The organism is Micromonospora sp. NPDC047812 (assembly GCF_040704175.1).
Classification (GTDB): domain Bacteria; phylum Actinomycetota; class Actinomycetes; order Mycobacteriales; family Micromonosporaceae; genus Micromonospora.
Genome location: NZ_JBEYRY010000004.1, coordinates 111,456 through 127,671, shown reverse-complemented (window position 1 = coordinate 127,671; position 16,216 = coordinate 111,456). Strand labels below are relative to the sequence as shown.

12 protein-coding genes and 2 pseudogenes are annotated in these 16,216 nt (G+C 68.9%); 2 read left to right on the top strand and 12 right to left on the bottom strand.

Translation table 11 applies throughout. The features are described 5' to 3' along the window. Positions 1–64 precede the first annotated feature (64 nt). Positions 65–2,662 (bottom strand): rifamycin-inactivating phosphotransferase, encoded by a 2,598-nt coding sequence (gene rph / locus AB0883_RS18475; RefSeq protein ID WP_366642373.1) that lies wholly within the window; start codon positions 2,660–2,662, stop codon positions 65–67. 698 nt (positions 2,663–3,360) lie between these two features. After that, a complete protein-coding gene (locus tag AB0883_RS18470) occupies positions 3,361–3,582 on the bottom strand; it encodes a hypothetical protein (RefSeq protein ID WP_366642372.1) in 222 nt (73 codons plus the stop codon). A gap of 613 nt (positions 3,583–4,195) precedes the next feature. Between AB0883_RS18470 and AB0883_RS18465 the strand changes: the two genes are divergently transcribed. Together AB0883_RS18465 and AB0883_RS18460 are read left to right on the top strand one after the other, a co-directional pair. Next, entirely contained in the window at positions 4,196–4,864 is a 669-nt protein-coding gene (locus AB0883_RS18465) for a hypothetical protein (protein ID WP_366642371.1), read from the top strand. Positions 4,865–5,143: 279 nt separating this feature from the next. Beyond that, positions 5,144–5,515 (top strand): annotated as a pseudogene (locus tag AB0883_RS18460) (alkaline phosphatase PhoX); the annotation flags it as partial. A 160-nt stretch (positions 5,516–5,675) separates the two neighbouring features. Here AB0883_RS18460 and AB0883_RS18455 read toward each other — a convergent pair. The 10 genes and pseudogenes from AB0883_RS18455 to AB0883_RS18410 form a co-directional block, all read right to left on the bottom strand. Further along, on the bottom strand, positions 5,676–6,437 hold the full coding sequence (locus tag AB0883_RS18455) for a hypothetical protein (protein ID WP_366642370.1): 762 nt from the start codon (positions 6,435–6,437) through the stop codon (positions 5,676–5,678). 271 nt (positions 6,438–6,708) lie between these two features. Beyond that, on the bottom strand, positions 6,709–7,476 hold the full coding sequence (locus tag AB0883_RS18450; protein WP_366642369.1) for a GntR family transcriptional regulator: 768 nt from the start codon (positions 7,474–7,476) through the stop codon (positions 6,709–6,711). A gap of 72 nt (positions 7,477–7,548) precedes the next feature. Further along, a complete protein-coding gene (deoC, locus tag AB0883_RS18445; protein WP_366642368.1) occupies positions 7,549–8,256 on the bottom strand; it encodes a deoxyribose-phosphate aldolase in 708 nt (235 codons plus the stop codon). Between the two features lie 43 nt (positions 8,257–8,299). Next, entirely contained in the window at positions 8,300–8,755 is a 456-nt protein-coding gene (gene rbsD, locus AB0883_RS18440) for a D-ribose pyranase (protein WP_366642367.1), read from the bottom strand. Next, positions 8,752–10,296: a sugar ABC transporter ATP-binding protein gene (locus AB0883_RS18435; RefSeq protein ID WP_366642365.1), complete on the bottom strand. Its 1,545-nt coding sequence runs from the start codon at positions 10,294–10,296 to the stop codon at positions 8,752–8,754. Before AB0883_RS18435 ends, rbsD begins: the two co-directional genes overlap by 4 nt. A 4-nt stretch (positions 10,297–10,300) precedes the next feature. Then, entirely contained in the window at positions 10,301–11,320 is a 1,020-nt protein-coding gene (locus AB0883_RS18430; protein WP_366642364.1) for a substrate-binding domain-containing protein, read from the bottom strand. A gap of 58 nt (positions 11,321–11,378) precedes the next feature. Then, complete coding sequence (locus AB0883_RS18425; protein ID WP_366642363.1) at positions 11,379–12,401, bottom strand: ABC transporter permease; 1,023 nt, start codon at positions 12,399–12,401, stop codon at positions 11,379–11,381. A gap of 14 nt (positions 12,402–12,415) precedes the next feature. Next, entirely contained in the window at positions 12,416–13,327 is a 912-nt protein-coding gene (locus tag AB0883_RS18420) for a ribokinase (RefSeq protein ID WP_366642362.1), read from the bottom strand. Between the two features lie 546 nt (positions 13,328–13,873). Then, positions 13,874–14,280: pseudogene (locus AB0883_RS18415) on the bottom strand (aminoglycoside phosphotransferase); the annotation flags it as partial. Positions 14,281–14,542: 262 nt separating this feature from the next. Then, positions 14,543–15,496, bottom strand: a complete 954-nt coding sequence (locus tag AB0883_RS18410; RefSeq protein ID WP_366642361.1) for a hypothetical protein — start codon at positions 15,494–15,496, stop codon at positions 14,543–14,545. Positions 15,497–16,216 lie beyond the last annotated feature (720 nt).

The following is a 16,216-nucleotide window of genomic DNA, read 5'->3' as shown; positions in this document are numbered from 1 at the left end:
TGACGGGGGCGACGAGCGACGCTACCGATGAGCACGGAGGCGCACCCACCCAGCTCACCGCCGGTCAGGGCAGGATCTCGACGTACCCGTCGGTCGCGTGCACGCGAATCCGCTGCCCGTCCCGGATCAGCGTGGTCGCCTGCTCCACGCCGACGAGGGCGGGCAGGCCGTACTCCCGGGCGACCACCGCCCCGTGGGTCATGAGGCCGCCCACCTCCGTCACCAGTCCCTCGATCGCGACGAACAGGGGGGACCAGCTCGGATCGGTGTAGGCGGTGACCAGGATGTCGCCCGGTTCGAGATCGGCCCTGGCCAGGTCCAGGATGACGCGAGCCCGCCCCTCGACGACCCCGCCGGAAACCGGGAGGCCGACCAGCGCGCCGGCCGGCACATCCTCGCGTCGGTACGCGCCGGCGATGCCCTCACCCTCCGACGTGAGCACCCGGGGCGGGATGAGCGTCTGGTACGACCTGAACGCTTCCTTCCGCCGGTGGATGAGTTGATTATCCACCTCGTTCGTGTGCACGACGTCGGAGAGTTCCTGGAACGTGAGGTAGAAGATGTCCTCCCTCTCCGGAAGCACGCCGGCCCGCACGAGGCGCTCGGCCTCCTCGAGCAGGGCCTGTTTGTAGAAGAAGTAGCGGCTGACGATGGCGTACTTCGGATACTCCCGGTACCCGACGAAGGTGCGGACCCGGTCGATCATCCGCTTCGTCTCTTCCGCCTTCCGCTCCCCGTCCGGCAGGGCCCGCAAGCGCGCCAGAACCTCCTGTTCCTTCTTTTCCGCCTGCTGGCGCCCCTGCGCGAAGCGCCGCGTGCGAGCGCCCGGCTCGAGGTTCCTGATGTTGTCGAGGATGACGGGCACGAGCGTGCTGGGACGTTCGCTCCAGCGCGGCCTCGTGATGTCGATCTCGCCGGCGCAGCGCATGCCGTACGTGTCGAGAAAGGTCCGGATGGCGTCTCGCGCTTCCTGTCCGCCCGGGAGCCCGGCCAGCTCATCCACGAAGCCCTCGTCCTCGACCTGCCGCAGGAAGGCCACGACCTCCGGGTGCGGGCGGATGACGTCCGCGACGTCCAGGAGCGCCAGTCCCATCTCCGACGTGACGTTGTGGGGCGCGGACAACGTGAGCGTGTCGGCCGCGTTCTTCTCGCCCAGCCACTCGTGCAGCTTGTCGTTGAGCCACCACGTGGCCTCCATCCCCGCCATGATCGCCTGCATGTTGAGGGGATCACTGAGGGCGCGCTTGTGCTCCTCGAAGGCCTCCCGCAGGAAGTCGAACAGCGCCGGTCCGGATTTCGTCCGGATGTCGCGCTGCAGGGTGGCGACGGACGCCCGGCTGCGTTCGATCAGCTCGGTGACGATGGCCGGATCGGTCTCGATCGGGGCGGGCGCACCGTCGGCGGGCGGCCCTGCGGGACCCTGGTCGGGGAGCGACGTGACGAAGTCGCCGCGGTCGAGGACGGTCTCCAGCGCGTCCCTGACCAGTGGATCGGACCTGCCCACCATCTCCAGGAGACCAGCGCGGCTCGCGGGTGAGGCCAGGCGCCGGGTGACGTCGACGAACAGCCTCCCGCCGGCCTCGTGCATCGGCGCCATGGCCGTCAGTTGCCACATGGAGGCCCCGAGGGGCCTCATGGCGTCGGTCATCATCTGCTGGTGACCGACGGAGACGTAGACGTGGTTCTCTCCGTCGCCGGTCTCGGGGATCGGGAACAGGGTGGTGATCGGTCGGCTCTGGACGATGTGGAAGTCGTCGTCGACCAGGCACCATTCGATGTCCTGGGGGTGGCCGAAGTGGGCTTCGATCCGCCGGCCCAACCGCGCCAGCCGCACGACCTGCGCATCCGTCAGCGCCGGCTGCTCCTGCCGTTCCGGCTCGATCGCCTGTTCCTTCGTGCCACCGTCCCGCAGGGCGTGGACGGCAAGCCGCTTGGTGGCGATCGCCCTGTCGATGATCGTGCGGTCGCGCACCTTGTAGGCGTCCGCGTTCACCAGCCCGGAGACCAGCGCCTCGCCGAGGCCGAAGCTGGCCTCCACGGAGGCGACCTTCCGGTTGGACGTGACGGGGTCGGCCGTGAACAGGACGCCGGCCGCCTGCGGGAAGGCCATCTCCTGCACGACGACGGCCATGTGGACCGTGCGGTGGTCGATGCCGTTGCGTTGACGGTAGGTCACGGCCCGCTCGGTGAAGAGCGAGGCCCAGCACCGGCTGACGTGCCGCAGGATCGCCGCCAGCCCGATGACGTTCAGGTACGTGTCCTGCTGGCCAGCGAAGGAGGCCGTCGGCAGGTCCTCCGCCGTCGCGCTGGACCGGACGGCGTAGGCAGCCTGCTCACCGAGCTGGGTGAGAGCCCGGGTGATCGCCGCCGCCACATCCTCGGGGAGGACGACCGCTTCGATGGTCCGGCGGATCTGCGCACTGAGTGTGCGGATCGCCTCGTGGTCGTCCGGGTTCAGGTGCGACAGCTGATCGAGCCGATCGTCGATCGACGGCGCTTCGGCCATGATCCGTCGGAAGGCCTCCGTCGTCACGCAGAAACCAGCCGGCACGCGGATGCCGTCGAGCCGCGACAACGCCCCCAGGCGCGCGCCCTTGCCGCCAACGACCGCGGCCTGCGTTTCGTCGACCTCTCGGAGACCCCACACGTACTGCTCGATCATCGCGATACCTCCGAGATGGCCGTCCTGCGTCGCACTCCACAGACCGGGCGGACCACCGGCGTATCGAGCTCGGTCAACATCCTGGGGCCGTCCTCATCTCTCCTTGCCGTCCCCTCCGGCTGTCGGCCGGCCGCTCCGCCCATTCGGGCGACCCGCACACCCGCATCTCCGCGCCGATCGGCCGCGATCGCACCCCGAATGCCACCAGGGAATCGACGTCACTGCGCCTTCCGTGGCTCGACAACAACACACGCATGTCGTGCCCCATTTCCTCGTCCGTTCTTGGGTCCGGCCGACGATTCTGCGGCAAGACCCGGGTCTTGCCGCAAGCCTCCCGTTGAGATATACATTAAGGTGGGAGCGTTGCCCTTCTTGTTTTCTGCTGCGACTGAAATCGTTCTCGCGAAGCGTGGTGCAGACCTTCGAACTCCGGCATCTGTGACACGAGTGGGCGCGGTTCGTCAGTCACCGCCAGTACGGTGTGTCCGCCGGCGACCCGGACGGGGCTCGCCGAAAAGGTCGACAACCAGGTCCGGTCGGGGTGGTGCGTCGAGGTAGATGTATCCGCCGGCGTCATCCGGGATGCCGGTCCACTGCGGCAGGAACACCACCGGCTTGTTGTCCTGGCGGCCGACGACCGCTGCTCGGCCGTTGGTGGACAGGTCCCGAAGGTGCAGCGGGAGGCGCTGGCCGTAGTACTAGCGGGAACTCCCGATTCGCCCCTCCTTGACACCGTCGGCCACGGCGTTGAACGCCCAGCGGTGCGAGGCCCAGTACGACGCGGGGTGGAACAGCCCCCAGTTGGTGAACCACGCGCAGGCGCCGACGAGCAACACGGCAGTGGCGAGCGCCGCCGAAGCGCCTGCGGGGACGGCACGGAACGCCAGTCGCACCGTCAGCGTCAGGGCGATGAGCCACACTGCGAGTTCGAACGGGGGAATGACGAACAGCAGTAGTGAGGCGTTGGGCGGTCTGCCATTTCGACCAACGCCACCCCGAGCCAGGCCGCCAGTAGGCCGATCCATCCGTACCGCCGCACCGCCTGCACTGTTGCGGCCGTGGCCGCCCCCGCGCCCGACACGACGACATCATGCCCGACGGCGTGGCGCTCCCGCGCGAGAGCCGAGGTGTCCGTACGCTGAGCCCGACGCCTGCGACCCCGATCTGGGAGTTTGGGGATGGTTGACCCTGGGGCGGCTCCGGCATCCCAGGCGACGGCCCGCGCGTCGGTCTGCCCGACAGCAGGCCCGTTCAGCTGATCAGCTGCCGATGGGCAGTACAAGCCCTCTCGGCCACTCGTTAGCAGGGTTCGTGGACCGTCGCCTTATGCACTGACATCGGCACGACAAGGCGGCGCCGAACGCGCACGGTCGGCCGGCAGAGGCGGTTGCCCGTAGGCGTCACCGGCCCGATGCTTCGTCGGTGCCTGACCACATTGACGTGCAGGTCCTCGGCGAGCAGATCCCTCGCGTACTGAGGTCCCCTCGAGGCATTTCGCTTGACCGTCCTGACAGGACTTGTGAGAGTCGGCTGATGATCGTGGTCCAACGGGTGCTGACGGCATGGACGAAGCGGTCGCGAGGCGCGCCCGGGGCGGTACGACGTAACGCCGTGGCGGAGGTGTTCCGGCTGCCTCCCGGTGACCTGGCCGCCCCTGAGGAATGGGTGAAGCGGAAGCGAGGTGTGCGAAGTGCGGCGCGACGCCACGCGGACGCCAAGGCACTCAAGCTGCCACCACCCGCGGGTCAAGCCGAGGTGCTTGTCCACCAGGTCGTTGCCCGTGAGGAGGACGACTTCGCGGTGCGACAGACGGCGACCAGGCTCACGTGGCCGGATGCCGGGCCGTTCAGCTCGGCTGGGGTGCGGTTGGAGATGGTGGCTGGGCAGCTTGTGGTAACCGGCGACACCCAGGTCTGGTGTCAGTGCTTCACTGTCTTTCCGCCGCGCCCGAATGACACGGTGCTCCGTCTGCTGGTCGGCCAGTGGGGGCTTTGGCGCCTCAACTTTCGGCTCTGGGAGTACTGGGGCAACTGCGAGTGGCAGTACCAGAAATGGGCGATCAACGTTGCCTATCTCCCCGGCCTGCCGCCGGTCGACCTGTTCCAGGTGACGGAGCCGGCCGAGATTGTCGACGATATGGTCCAGCTTTCGCGCCCGACAGGATCGGAGGACCGACGGATCTTCCGGTCCGGGCGCCGGTGAAGGTATCCGACCAGCGACACCAAGAGGCGTCGGGAGACGGACGGCATCCGGATCTCCCGCGAGGCGCGCTCATGCCGATATCTCTGCCGTCGGCGCAGCACTGGGGCCTGCCACATCCTCGTGGATCACAATCCGGCACCCGACCACGCCAGGTACTCCGCCCAGAACTCTGCGCTTGCCGACATCTCCCAGCCCTCGTATGAGTACCTCTTGCCGGCACCGCCCTCGCCAAACTCCTGCAGTACATAGTCGGCCAGGTCCGGCGCCCAGGCCCGCGACCCCGACGGCCAGGTCTGGCGGTACGACCCGCGAGCCAACACATTGCGCCTGGAGATCATCTTCACCCGTCCCACCCCGGCACCGGAGAACCCGGAGTTCGACGCCCCGGACAACATCTGCATGTCGCCGTACGGGGGCCTGATGATGTGCGAGGACGGGATCGGGGACCAGCACATCCTGGGTACGACCGCCGCCGGCGAGTGTTCGTCTTCGCACGTAACCGGGTCAACGTGGGCGGCGCCGGGGACGCGGAGCTCGGCGAGTTGGCTGGCGCGACGTTCTTCCGCCGACGGCCGGACCATGTTCTTCAACGTCTACAACCCGGGCATCGCGTACGCCGTCACCGGCCCCTGGAACCGCGGCCAGCGCTGATCCCGCAGCCACCGTGCGGTGCTTGCGGGGTCTCCATGTGATCGGGGAACCCGCCTCGCCGGGGGCCTCGGGGCGCCCACGACCGTGCGGCTGATTCACGCTGGGTGCAGCGACCGGCTCTGCTCCTGACCCGGCCTGTCGCCCTTGTGGTGAACGCGTTTCAGACCAGGCCGGCGACGGCGCCTATCGCGGTGATGGCGACTGCGACCTGCTCGGTAAGGGCACCGTCGACCGGCCACGAGCCGTCCGGGCGCTGGGTGGCGGTGAGCCGCCGGAGCACGACGCGGAACACTGGATGCTCCGGAGGCAGCAACGCCGTCCGTAGCGCGCATCCGGCGCGGGCGATGTCGGCCGGCGGGGCGTCGAGCAGCCGCCGCGCCAGGATGCCCAGCCCCTGGTCCGCCTCCTCGCGCAGCCCCACCGCCCACAGCAGGGCGGCGGCGAGCCAGGTGGTGGTGAGGCACGACGGCCAGACCCCTGAGGCCCCGACGGCGTCGCGCACCGCCCGGGCGGCCGGCCCGGCCGCCTCGGGCCGGTCCAGGACCGTCAAGCACCAGCCGACGTTGGCGGTCAGGTAGAGCGGGTCCTGTGACGGCAGGTGTCCGGTGTCCACGGCGGAGCGCACCCTGCCGTCCGGCGCGACCAGCGCGGCGAGCCAGTCGGCGCAACGGTCCACCCGTGAGCTGTACCGCAGGTCCAACTCGATGATCCGGTCGAGCCGTTCGCACGTCGCCGCCACGGAGGGGGCGCGGGCTGACCAAGGCGCCGGGAAACCGCCCTCGGGAGACTGGTCGGCGAACAGCGCGTCCGCCACATCCAGCGGCGCCGGCCACACCCCGGTCAGTACCGTCGCCAGTCGGTGCCTGTCGGACTCGTCGCCGTGCGCGATCACCCACTCGACCGCCGCAGCAGTGTCGATCATGTGCGGAACCTAGCAAGCGCGGACGAAGCGCCGAGCTGAGGCACGTCTTGGGAGATTCTCGCCGGTGATCAGCGGGAGGTTCCGGCGGCGCGGTTCACCGGCCGCCTCTCGGCCGTCCGTGGACCCGGATGGCCGCCTCGACCCTGTCCCGCCCGATCTCATCGCGGTCACCGCTACCCGCGCGCATCCGCACCACGACGCCCGCACCGTACGCAGCCGGCCGAGCACCAATCCCGCCCTCGTGGCCGGGTCGTTCGCGGCGAGGTGCCTGTCAGCGACGGGAGAGCAGGGAGGTGACCCGCATCCGTTCGCTGTGGATCCACACGTCGGAGTACTCGATCGGCCGGCCGTCGTCGAGGTAGGTGATCTGCTCCAGGTACAGCAGCGGGAACTGCTCCGGCACCTCCAGCGCCGCCGCGATCCTTCCGGTGGCGGCAGTCGCGCTGAAGGTGCGCCGACCAGTGCTGATCTTTAGACCGTACTCGTTCTCCAGCAGGCCGAACAGGGAGCGGTCGGCCAAGTCGACGAGGTCCAGGCCGGGAGCCAGGTCGACGCGTACGTAGTTGACCAGCCAGGCCACCGGGCCGGTGGAGGTGGCCCGGAGCCGCTCCAGGCGGAGTACCGACTGGCCGGGGCGCAGGTCGAGTAGGGCGGCCACCGGCGACGGCGCGGCCATGACCTGGTGGGTGACCACGTGGGTGGTCATCGAGACCCCCTGCCGGGCGAAGTCCTCGGACAGGGTGGTCAGCTTCTGCGCGATCGAGGGCTCGATGGCGGTGGAGGTGACGAAGGTGCCACGCCCTCGCACCTGCACCAGCAGGCCGTCCCGGATCAGGGTGGACAGGGCCCGTCGCAGGGTGCCCCGGGAGATGCCGAGTTCGGTCGCCAGTTCGGGTTCGCTGCGCAGCCGGTAGTGCGGTGGCCACTCGGCGGACAGGATCCGGGCCCGGATCTGTTCCGACACCTGCGCGTGCAGGGGCACCGGGGCGTCACGGTCGAGGTGCTCGGACGCGCCGGACGGGTGCAACTGGTCGGACATGTCACCTTCCATGGGGTTCCGGCGCCCCTCGACCGGCCGCACCTGCCGCCGTGGTCGAGGGGCGCCGGACCGTCAGTAGCTCGTGGTCTCTTCACTGGTCGTGTCGGTGACGATAGCGACCCCGGCGCTGGTGCCGAGCAGCACCGCCCCGGCCCGCAGCAGGGACACGGCCTGATCGAAGGACTTGATCGAGCCGGAGGCCTTGACCTTCACGCACTCCGGCGCGCGGGCCACCAGATAGGCGACACTGTCCGGGTTCGCCACCTCGATTGCGCCGCTGCTGGCGTTCTTGAGGATAGCCGCACCGGCCTCGATGGACAGTTCGACGGCCGCCTCCCGCTCGTCCGGGGTGAGCAGCGGCAGTTCGAGCATCACCTTGATCGGTACACCGGACGCCCGGACCACACCGGCGATGTCCTCGCGGAACGCGTCGTACCGCCCGCTCTTGAGCCAGCCGAGCTGTACGCCGATGTCGATCTGGGTCGCCCCGGCCCGAACCAGGCTCTCGGCCTCGGCGGCCTTGCCGGCGCTCGTGGTCACCCCGACGGTGGGGAAGTCCAGCGCCGAGGCGACCTCGACGCCGGTGCCGCGCAGAACCTCGGCGACCTCCGGAACCCAGGAGCCCGGCACCATCGCCGCGTTGAAACCGTACCGGACGGCCTCCTCGGCGTGGGCCACGATCCGGTCCCGGGTCACGCCGGCTTCGATCAGGGTGTGCTGGATGTAGGGGGCAAGCGCCGCAGGGGTGACGTCGGCGTCGGTCAGGGTGGCAGTGCTCACGTTCTTCTCCAATTTCGGGTACGTCGTGGGGGCGGTGATGCCGCTACATCCGGTCCTGGTAGTAGTCGGGCACGATGACTCCGGGCTCGTCGAACCAGCGCGGGACGTCCACGCCGCAGATCAGCCCGACGTTGCCCCACGGGTTGAACGCCCCGGTCCGGACGATCGCCTTGGCCTGGTGGGCCAGCTCGTTGAGCATCTCGGCGTGCTGCCGGGTGGTCGTCGGTACGCCGGGGAAGCGCTTCCCCAGCCACTCCGCGAGGGGCTTGTTGTGGGTGGTGACGTCCTCGGCGACGACGACGCCCTCGACGATGATCTCGTCGGCGACGAGGTCGATCACCGTGGTGAGCTTCGGCAGGTCCTCGGTGACGGCCAGGTCGACGCGGTGGGCGGTGCGCGGGATCGGAAAACCGGCGTCGACCACAAGCAGCAGATCGGTGTGGCCCAGGGTGGCCAGCACCCCAGACAGTTCGGCGTTGAGCACGCCCCTGCGTTTCATGCCTTCTCCTTCATGGTGTGTGCGCCGGTGGCCAGGGCCATCACCGACTCCTCGGTGGCCTCCGCCGCGGGAATGACACCGACCAGGGCGCCGGCGGCCATGACGGCGATCCGGTCGCTGACGGTCAGCAGCTCGGGCAGGTCCGACGAGGAGACGACGAGCGCCACCCCCTCGTCGGCCAGGTTGCGGAACAGCCGGTAGATCTCCGCCTTGGCGCCGACGTCGACGCCTCGGGTGGGCTCGTCCAGCAGCATCAAGCGGGGCTCGATGGACAGCCACCGGGCCAGCAGCGCCTTCTGCTGGTTGCCGCCGGAGAGCTGCGTGATGCCCTGGGCGGTCGTCGACGTCTTCACCCGCAGTTCCTGGACGCGGATGTCCGCGTCACGACGCAGGGCCCGTCGCCGCAGCAGTCCGAACCGCTGGCGACGGTCCAGGGTCAGGATGTTGACGTTGTCGGCGACGCTCATCGTCGGCAGAATCCCCTGCTGCCTGCGTTCGCCCGGCAGGTAAGCCACCCGGGCGGCGATGGCGTCTCGCGGTGACCTCGCCGTGAACGCCTCCCCGTCCAGTGCCAGCTCGCCGCCGGTCATCGGGTCGGCGCCGAAGATGCCGCGCAACAGCTCGATCCGGCCGCTGTCGGGCAGGCCGGCCACGCCGACCACCTCACCCGGGGCGACGTCCAGGTCGACCCCGGTGAAACCGGAGCCGGAGACGCCACGCAGCCGTAGGCGCGGGGTGGCCGCGGCGGCGGGCGCGGGACTGTCGTGCCGGCTGACCTCGGCGGCGAGTTCCCGGCCCACCATCGCGGCGACCACCTGGTCGGGGGTGACCTCCGCGGTGGGCCAGTGCCCGACGTGCCGACCGTCGCGCAGCACGTGGATGTGCTGGGAGAGGGCGAACACCTCGGGCATCCGGTGCGAGACGTAGAGCATGGTCACCCCGTCGGCCCGCAGCGACCGGATCACCTCGAACAGTCGCTCCGACTCCGCGGGGGAGAGAATCGAGGTCGGCTCGTCGAGGATCACCATTCGTGCCTCGCGCGCCAGGGACCGGGCGATGACCACCAACTGTTGGGAGGCCGCGTCCAGTTGGCGGATGCTGCGCCGGGGGTCGACCCGCAGGCCGAGCCGGTCCAGCAGTTCCGCCGCCCGCTCGTCCATCCGGCGGCGATGCGGGAAGGAGCGGGATCCCGGTTCGACGCCGAGCATGATGTTCTCGGCGACGGTCCGGTCCTGGGCGAGAGCGAGCTCCTGGGGCACCAGGGCGACCCGGTGCCGGCTGAGCAGCGTGGCCGGATCGTACCGGCGGACCTCCTCGCCGTCCACGTGCACCGTGCCGGTGGTGGGGGTGTCCAGCCCGGCCAGGATCTTCATGAGTGTCGACTTGCCGGCACCGTTCTCACCCATCACGGCGGTGAGGCTGCCGGCGGGGACGCTGAGGTTCACGCCCTGCAGGGCGCGGACGGCTCCGAAGTGCTTCGACAGATCCGTCACCTCGACGGCGGCTGTCGTCGGGGCGGCGATCGTGGCCGGGCTGGTCATCGGCTCAGCCCTCCACCGGCACGGTGGCCACGGTGTCGCGGGTGACCACGAGCGCGCCGGTGTCCACGTCCTTGATCTCGGTGCCGTTCTTCAGGAAGTCGGCGAGCAGCTTGACCGCCTGGTAGCCCTGCTCGGCCGGGCCCTGGCTGATGGTCAGGTCGACGACGCCGCCCTTGAGGTACTCGACGGTCTGCGGCTGCACGTCGAAACCGACCGCGTGGATCTTGCCTGCCTTGCCGGACTGCTGGAGCCACTTGGCGCCGGCGGTGAAGCTGCAGCAGTCGAGGGAGACGAGGGCGATCGCGTCGCTCTGCGCCGCCATCGTGGACTCGATGGTGTTGTAGGCCGCGCTGGGCTCGTTGCCGGTGTTCACCGGACCGACGATCTGTACGCCGGAGTCCTTCAGCCCCTCCTGGAAGCCGGAGAAGCGGTCGTTGGACCAGCCGGCGCCGGAGTCGACGGAGACCACGACGACCTTTCCGGTCTTGCCCTTGAGCACGCCGAGCAGCTCCTTGGCCAGGGACCGGCCGGAGGCCACGAGGTCCTGGCCGACGAAGCCCATCTGCTTGGACTCGGGGTTGTTGGTGTTGAACGAGATGATCGGGATGCCGGCGTCGTACGCCTGAGCGATGATCGGCTTGAGGGCGTCGTTGCTGGCCGAGGAGACGGCCAGGCCGTGGATCTGCTTCTGGTTGATCAGGGTCTGCAGCTCGCTGACCTGGTCGGCGGGGTTGCCGCCCGACGGCCCGATCATCTGCGCGTCGACGCCGAGTTCCTTGGAGCCGCGCTCCATGCCCTGCCGGATCGGGACGGCGAAGGCCAGCGACGGGTCGTGGTAGCTCAGCTTGATCTTGAGCGGCTCGCCCTTCTCGACGGCTTCCTCGATGTAGTCGGCGAGCTTGAAGCCGCCGCTCTCGGCGGAGGTGGTGCTGGCCGGGGCGATCGCGCCGCAGGCGGCGTTCGCCATCAGCGTCAGGCCGAGGGTCGCGGCGACCGCGATCCGACGCCCGAGGGAGAGCTTCATCAGGGTGACTCCTTGCGGTGTGGGGGACGGGGGAGTGCGGGGTGGGTGGCGGTCGAGGTCACCGACGCCCGGAGCGTCTGCGCAGCCAGGTGTCGGCGGCCACGGCGAGGATGATCACCGTGCCGGTCGCCACCGTCTGCCAGAAGGAGGAGATGCCGCGCAGGTTGAGGATGTTCTGCAGGACGCCGATGAACGCGACGCCGATGACGGTGCCGAGCATGGTGCCGGAGCCGCCGAACAGGGCCGCGCCACCGATGATCACTGCGGAGATGGCGGTGAGTTCCATCCCGGCGCCGGTGACGCCCTGCACGTAGGAGAGGAAGGACAGGCCGAGCACGCCGGCCAGACCGGCGAGGGTGCCGGAGAGCATGAAGGCGGTGACGCGCACCCGGCCGGTGTTGATGCCGCACAGCCGCGCGGCCTCGGCGCTGCCACCGACCGCGTAGGTGTTGAAGCCGTAGCGGGACCGGGCGAGGAGGATCGTGCCGAGGACGGCGACGAGGGCGAAGATGACGAGCTGCATCGGCAGGACGCCGAAGAGCTTGCCCTGACCGAGCAGGTTGAACTCGGCGACCTCGGGGTCGTTGGCGGACAGGGAGATCGGCGACCCGCCGCTGAGCAGCAGCGTCACTCCCCGGAAGACACTGAGGGTGCCGAGGGTGACGATGAAGGACGGGATGCCGAAGCCCACGGTCAGGAGGCCGTTGAGCAAGCCGGCGACCGCGCCGGCGGCGATGCCGGCGAGGGCGGCCAGCGGCCAGGCGACGTCTGAGGTCATGAGCAGGCCGCAGACCACGGCACCGAGGCCGTAGATGGAGCCGACGGACAGATCGATCTCGGCGTTGATGATGACGAAGGTGACGCCGATCGCCATGATGCCGATCTGCGCGATCTGCTGGCCGACGGTGAGGAAGTTGCTGGTTCCTACGAAGCCTGGAGCGATCAGGGTGCCCAGCGCGAAGAGCACGACCAGGGCGAGGAAGGTGCTGGACTCCCGGGCGTGCAGGAATCGTTGGACGGGCGAGGGGTTACGGGAAGCGGCGACCGCCGTCTTCGCCGGAGGCGCCGCTTGAGCGGTCATCTGGGCCATCTCTCTCATCTCCTCAACAGGGCCGCGATGTCGTCCGGGCGGGGCAGGGCGGGTATGACCTCGGCGATGCCGACGGTGTGGGCGCCGGCCGCGGCGGCGAACCGGACCGCCTCGGTGAGGTCGTCGCCCCGGACCAGGGCGACCGCGAGCGCACCGGTGAAGGCATCGCCTGCGCCGGTGGTGTCGACGACGCGGGGCACGGTGACCGGCGCGACCCAGGACCGTTGCCCGTCGGAGTCCACCAGGGCGCCCTCGGCGCCGAGGGTGAGCACGACGGTCCCGGCATAGCGGGTCCGGAGCAGGTCCACTAGCTCGTCGCCGCTGGCCGTGCCGTCCGGGTCCCGCCCGGTGAGCACCCGCGCTTCGCTGGCGTTCGGGGTGAGCACGTCGATCCACTCCCACGCCTCGTCGGGCAGGGCCACGGCCGGGGCGGGATTGAGCAGGGTGCGGACCCCGCGTTCGTGGGCGGTACGCAGGGCCGCGACCGCGACCGGCAGGGGAATCTCCAGGCTGACCACGACCAGGTCCGCTGCGGCGATCCGGTCGGTGAACCCGTCGACGTCGGCGAGGGTCAGCTTGTCCAGGGCTCCGGGCGCGATCGCGATCCGGTTCTCGCCCTCGTCGTCGACGAGGATGATGCCGACCATGGTGGCGGCGTCGGCGGTGCGGACACCGCTCGCGTCGATTCCTTCCTCGGCCCAGAGTCGGCGCGCGGCGGCGCCGAACTGGTCCGGCCCGACGGCGGTCAGGAAGCTGACCTCCGCACCCAGGCGGGCCGCGGCCACCGCCTGGTTAGAGCCCTTGCCCCCATGCCCCGAGGCGAACGTGCCGCCTGAGAGGGTCTCACCCGCCACGGGAACCCGGGGCACCTGCATGGTGAGCCCGGCGCCGTAACTGCCGACCACTGCAATCTTCATTCTGGCCTCTTGTTCATGGACAACCATGTACAACTTGGCGGGGACCATACGGACGGCGCGGCGAGAGTGTCAATAGCGTCGGGGGCGTTTTGTCGAAACAATCCCGAAATGAGGTGCAGACGAACGGCACCAGGGTCGCCACCGAACCAACGGGCGTGGCTCCGGCACGGTGACCTGCCGGCTGCGGCGGCCGCGGTGCGCCCCGGCGCGCCCCGGCGCCTCGGCGCCGAGGCCGCTGAGCTGGGCGAAGCGCCCCTGCGGGCGCACTCCCGGGACGTGCCGTCGCCACGTGCGCCGACGCCGTGGCCGTCTCCCGGGTTGGCGCCCGGCGCTACCTGGACACTCCGCCGAGGCTCGACGGGCGAAGGTCAGCCTTCGGCGCGGCTGCGCCGACCGCCGGAGTCCCTACGGGATCTCCTGATGGCCCGCGGCCCGGCGCTGCACCAGCTTCCCGGGCGGCCCGGGGAGGCTGGCGCCCGTCTCGCGGGAGCTGCCGGCCTCACCCGAAGGTGAGGGCGTAGAAGGCGCTGGAGCCCAGTTCTCGCTCGTGGCGGAGGCGAGCCCCTTGGCGAACTGGTCGGCGCGGTCGGGCAGTGGCCCACCGGGGTCTTGGCCTGTGGGCGCGCCGCTGGGGGCGGGCTGGTGACGAGCCGTCAGGAAGGTGGCCAGGATCTGGCCGCGTGTGCAGCATGCGGGACGGGGATCGGCAGCGGAAGGCGCGGGGCAAGCGTGGGCAGCCAGGAGTACTCCTTGCGCAGCAGCGCGTCCGCGGACCCGGTCGCCCAGGGAAGCGGGACGGCGAGGTCGTCACCGAGCCGCCACAGTTGGCTGTCCCATCCACGCGCGCCTAGCCGGACCGGGCGGTCGGCGAGGTCGGGGTGCTGGTCACGGACCAGATCCCGGACCAGCTCCGCGGTGATCTCGATCTCGACGTGGGTCGTCGCGGTCCGCAGCTGCGGGAAGCCGTGACGGCCGCGTCCGCCGCGACGTCGACCAGCGGGCCTGGCAGCCTGGTCGATCTTGACCGGGATGCCACCCCGGCGTCTGAGTGGTGGCCGCGAACAGGTCCAGGTTAGCGGTTGGCACGCCGAGCAAGAGCGCAGATCCTGCGGGTGGAAAGCGGCACAGCGCCAAGCTGTGCCTGCTCGGCAGCCGTTCTACTGAGGTGCGTCATCACAACAATACTCTTGCCCTTGGCGTCAAGGTTCATTGCGGCTAAGGGCAGTCGTAGAAAAGTATCGTCTCGTCAATGACGCCTTCACGATTGATGGAAGGGATGTGGCGTTGGAAGGGGCGAGGAAAATAGGCCTCCATCAACTGCATGTCTTGGCTGCTCAAATATTTCGCATAGAAGTTCTCTGGAGTGTCGAGCCATTCTGGCCGAAGGGCACGATTGACAATGATGTCTTGGCAGAGCACCATGAAATGATATGCGCGCTCGGCTGGCGACGCGGAGGGGGGCGACTGGAGATCCCCTTCCTCCAGTATCACCACAGTTCCTTCGGGGGCGACACGTTTCAGGAAGGCCCCTATCTCGGACCACCGATGTTCAGGAAAGACGTGGTGCAGTGTCCAGAAGGCCAGAACTATATCGAATTCCGTGCCGCCCATCCCTTCCATCTCGGTCGATTGCACATCATTGATGTCGGAATGCTGAAGGCTGCTGAAAGGATTGTAGCGAAAAATGATGGCCTCCTTGCAAGCTCCCCGCTTGATGAGACCCTCGGCGATCCGGCGTTCATCCGCACACGAGTCAGCTCCATAGCCGAGAATATTGATCGAATCCCGAGGAGATAGAGCTGAGAGGTGCTGCATCATTGCGGCGTTAAGGGCGCGGTCGCGGGTGGCCGTTATCTCGAAGAAGGCCTTCGCCGACACTTGTGACGGATAGTTGAGATAGTTGCGAATAAGTACTTGAATCACCTCCTCCTCGACGGCTTCACCAGAAAGGAGCCGCGTCATCAACTCGCCATGCGCGGCGATGAATTCCCTTGCCATGGCGCAGTATTCATCGCCAATGATCGGATATGATCGGAAAATTCCGAGCTTGCGGCACATGCTTGCCGAGTCCGGCGACGAGAGCATTTCGATAACCTGGCGAGACGTGATGCTGTTGGATCCAAAAATCAGTTCCGAATTGTTCGTTGTTTTTCGCACGACTCTGACCACCTACTCCTTGTCGTCTCTCGGTATTGGCGTAGCGAGAACTGTGCCCCTCCTGAACCCTTGTGAGGGCCGACCAGGAGCGCACATTGCCTGTCCTGTTCTTGAACAGTCGCAAACTGCCGACATCTGATCAGTTCGCGATTTCGCAATCGGCAGCTGTGCGCCCCTCCTGCTCAAGCTTCACTAACTGCATGCGCTCACAGCGGTGATCGGTGCCTAAGCAAGTACTTTCCCTGGCCTCGCCCACGTGTGTCAATCCCCTGCAATCGTGGAGGGTGTCGTTATGCGGCCGGGCCTCCGGTGCGCGGGTCTCTGATCGTTCTCAGCCGATGGGTGATCGCCGGTCGCAGACGGAGTGTCGGCGGCGCCGGTTGTAGAAGTCGGTGATCCAGGTCGCGATCTTGCGGCATGGAGTACGCCGACTGGAAGTCGTCGCTTACCGCCATCGGCTTCGAGATCGACGCTGGCTTACCGACATCGGCTTCGAGATCGACGCCGCGAGCGGAACGTCCCGCAACGATTGGATCGTCACCAGCCGTCTCGCCCCGGTGGCCGCCTCAGCGCCCCGGCCGGCGAGCCGCTGGACTGGCCGGTCACCCACGTGCGCCTGGTCGCCCGCCGTCCGGTCAACACCTGACGGCCCGGCAGCCCGGTCGGGGGAGGGCCGCGATGTCGGTGGTCGGCCCAGTGCCGACCCACCTTCGCGTGCCGTCGGCTCGCGGA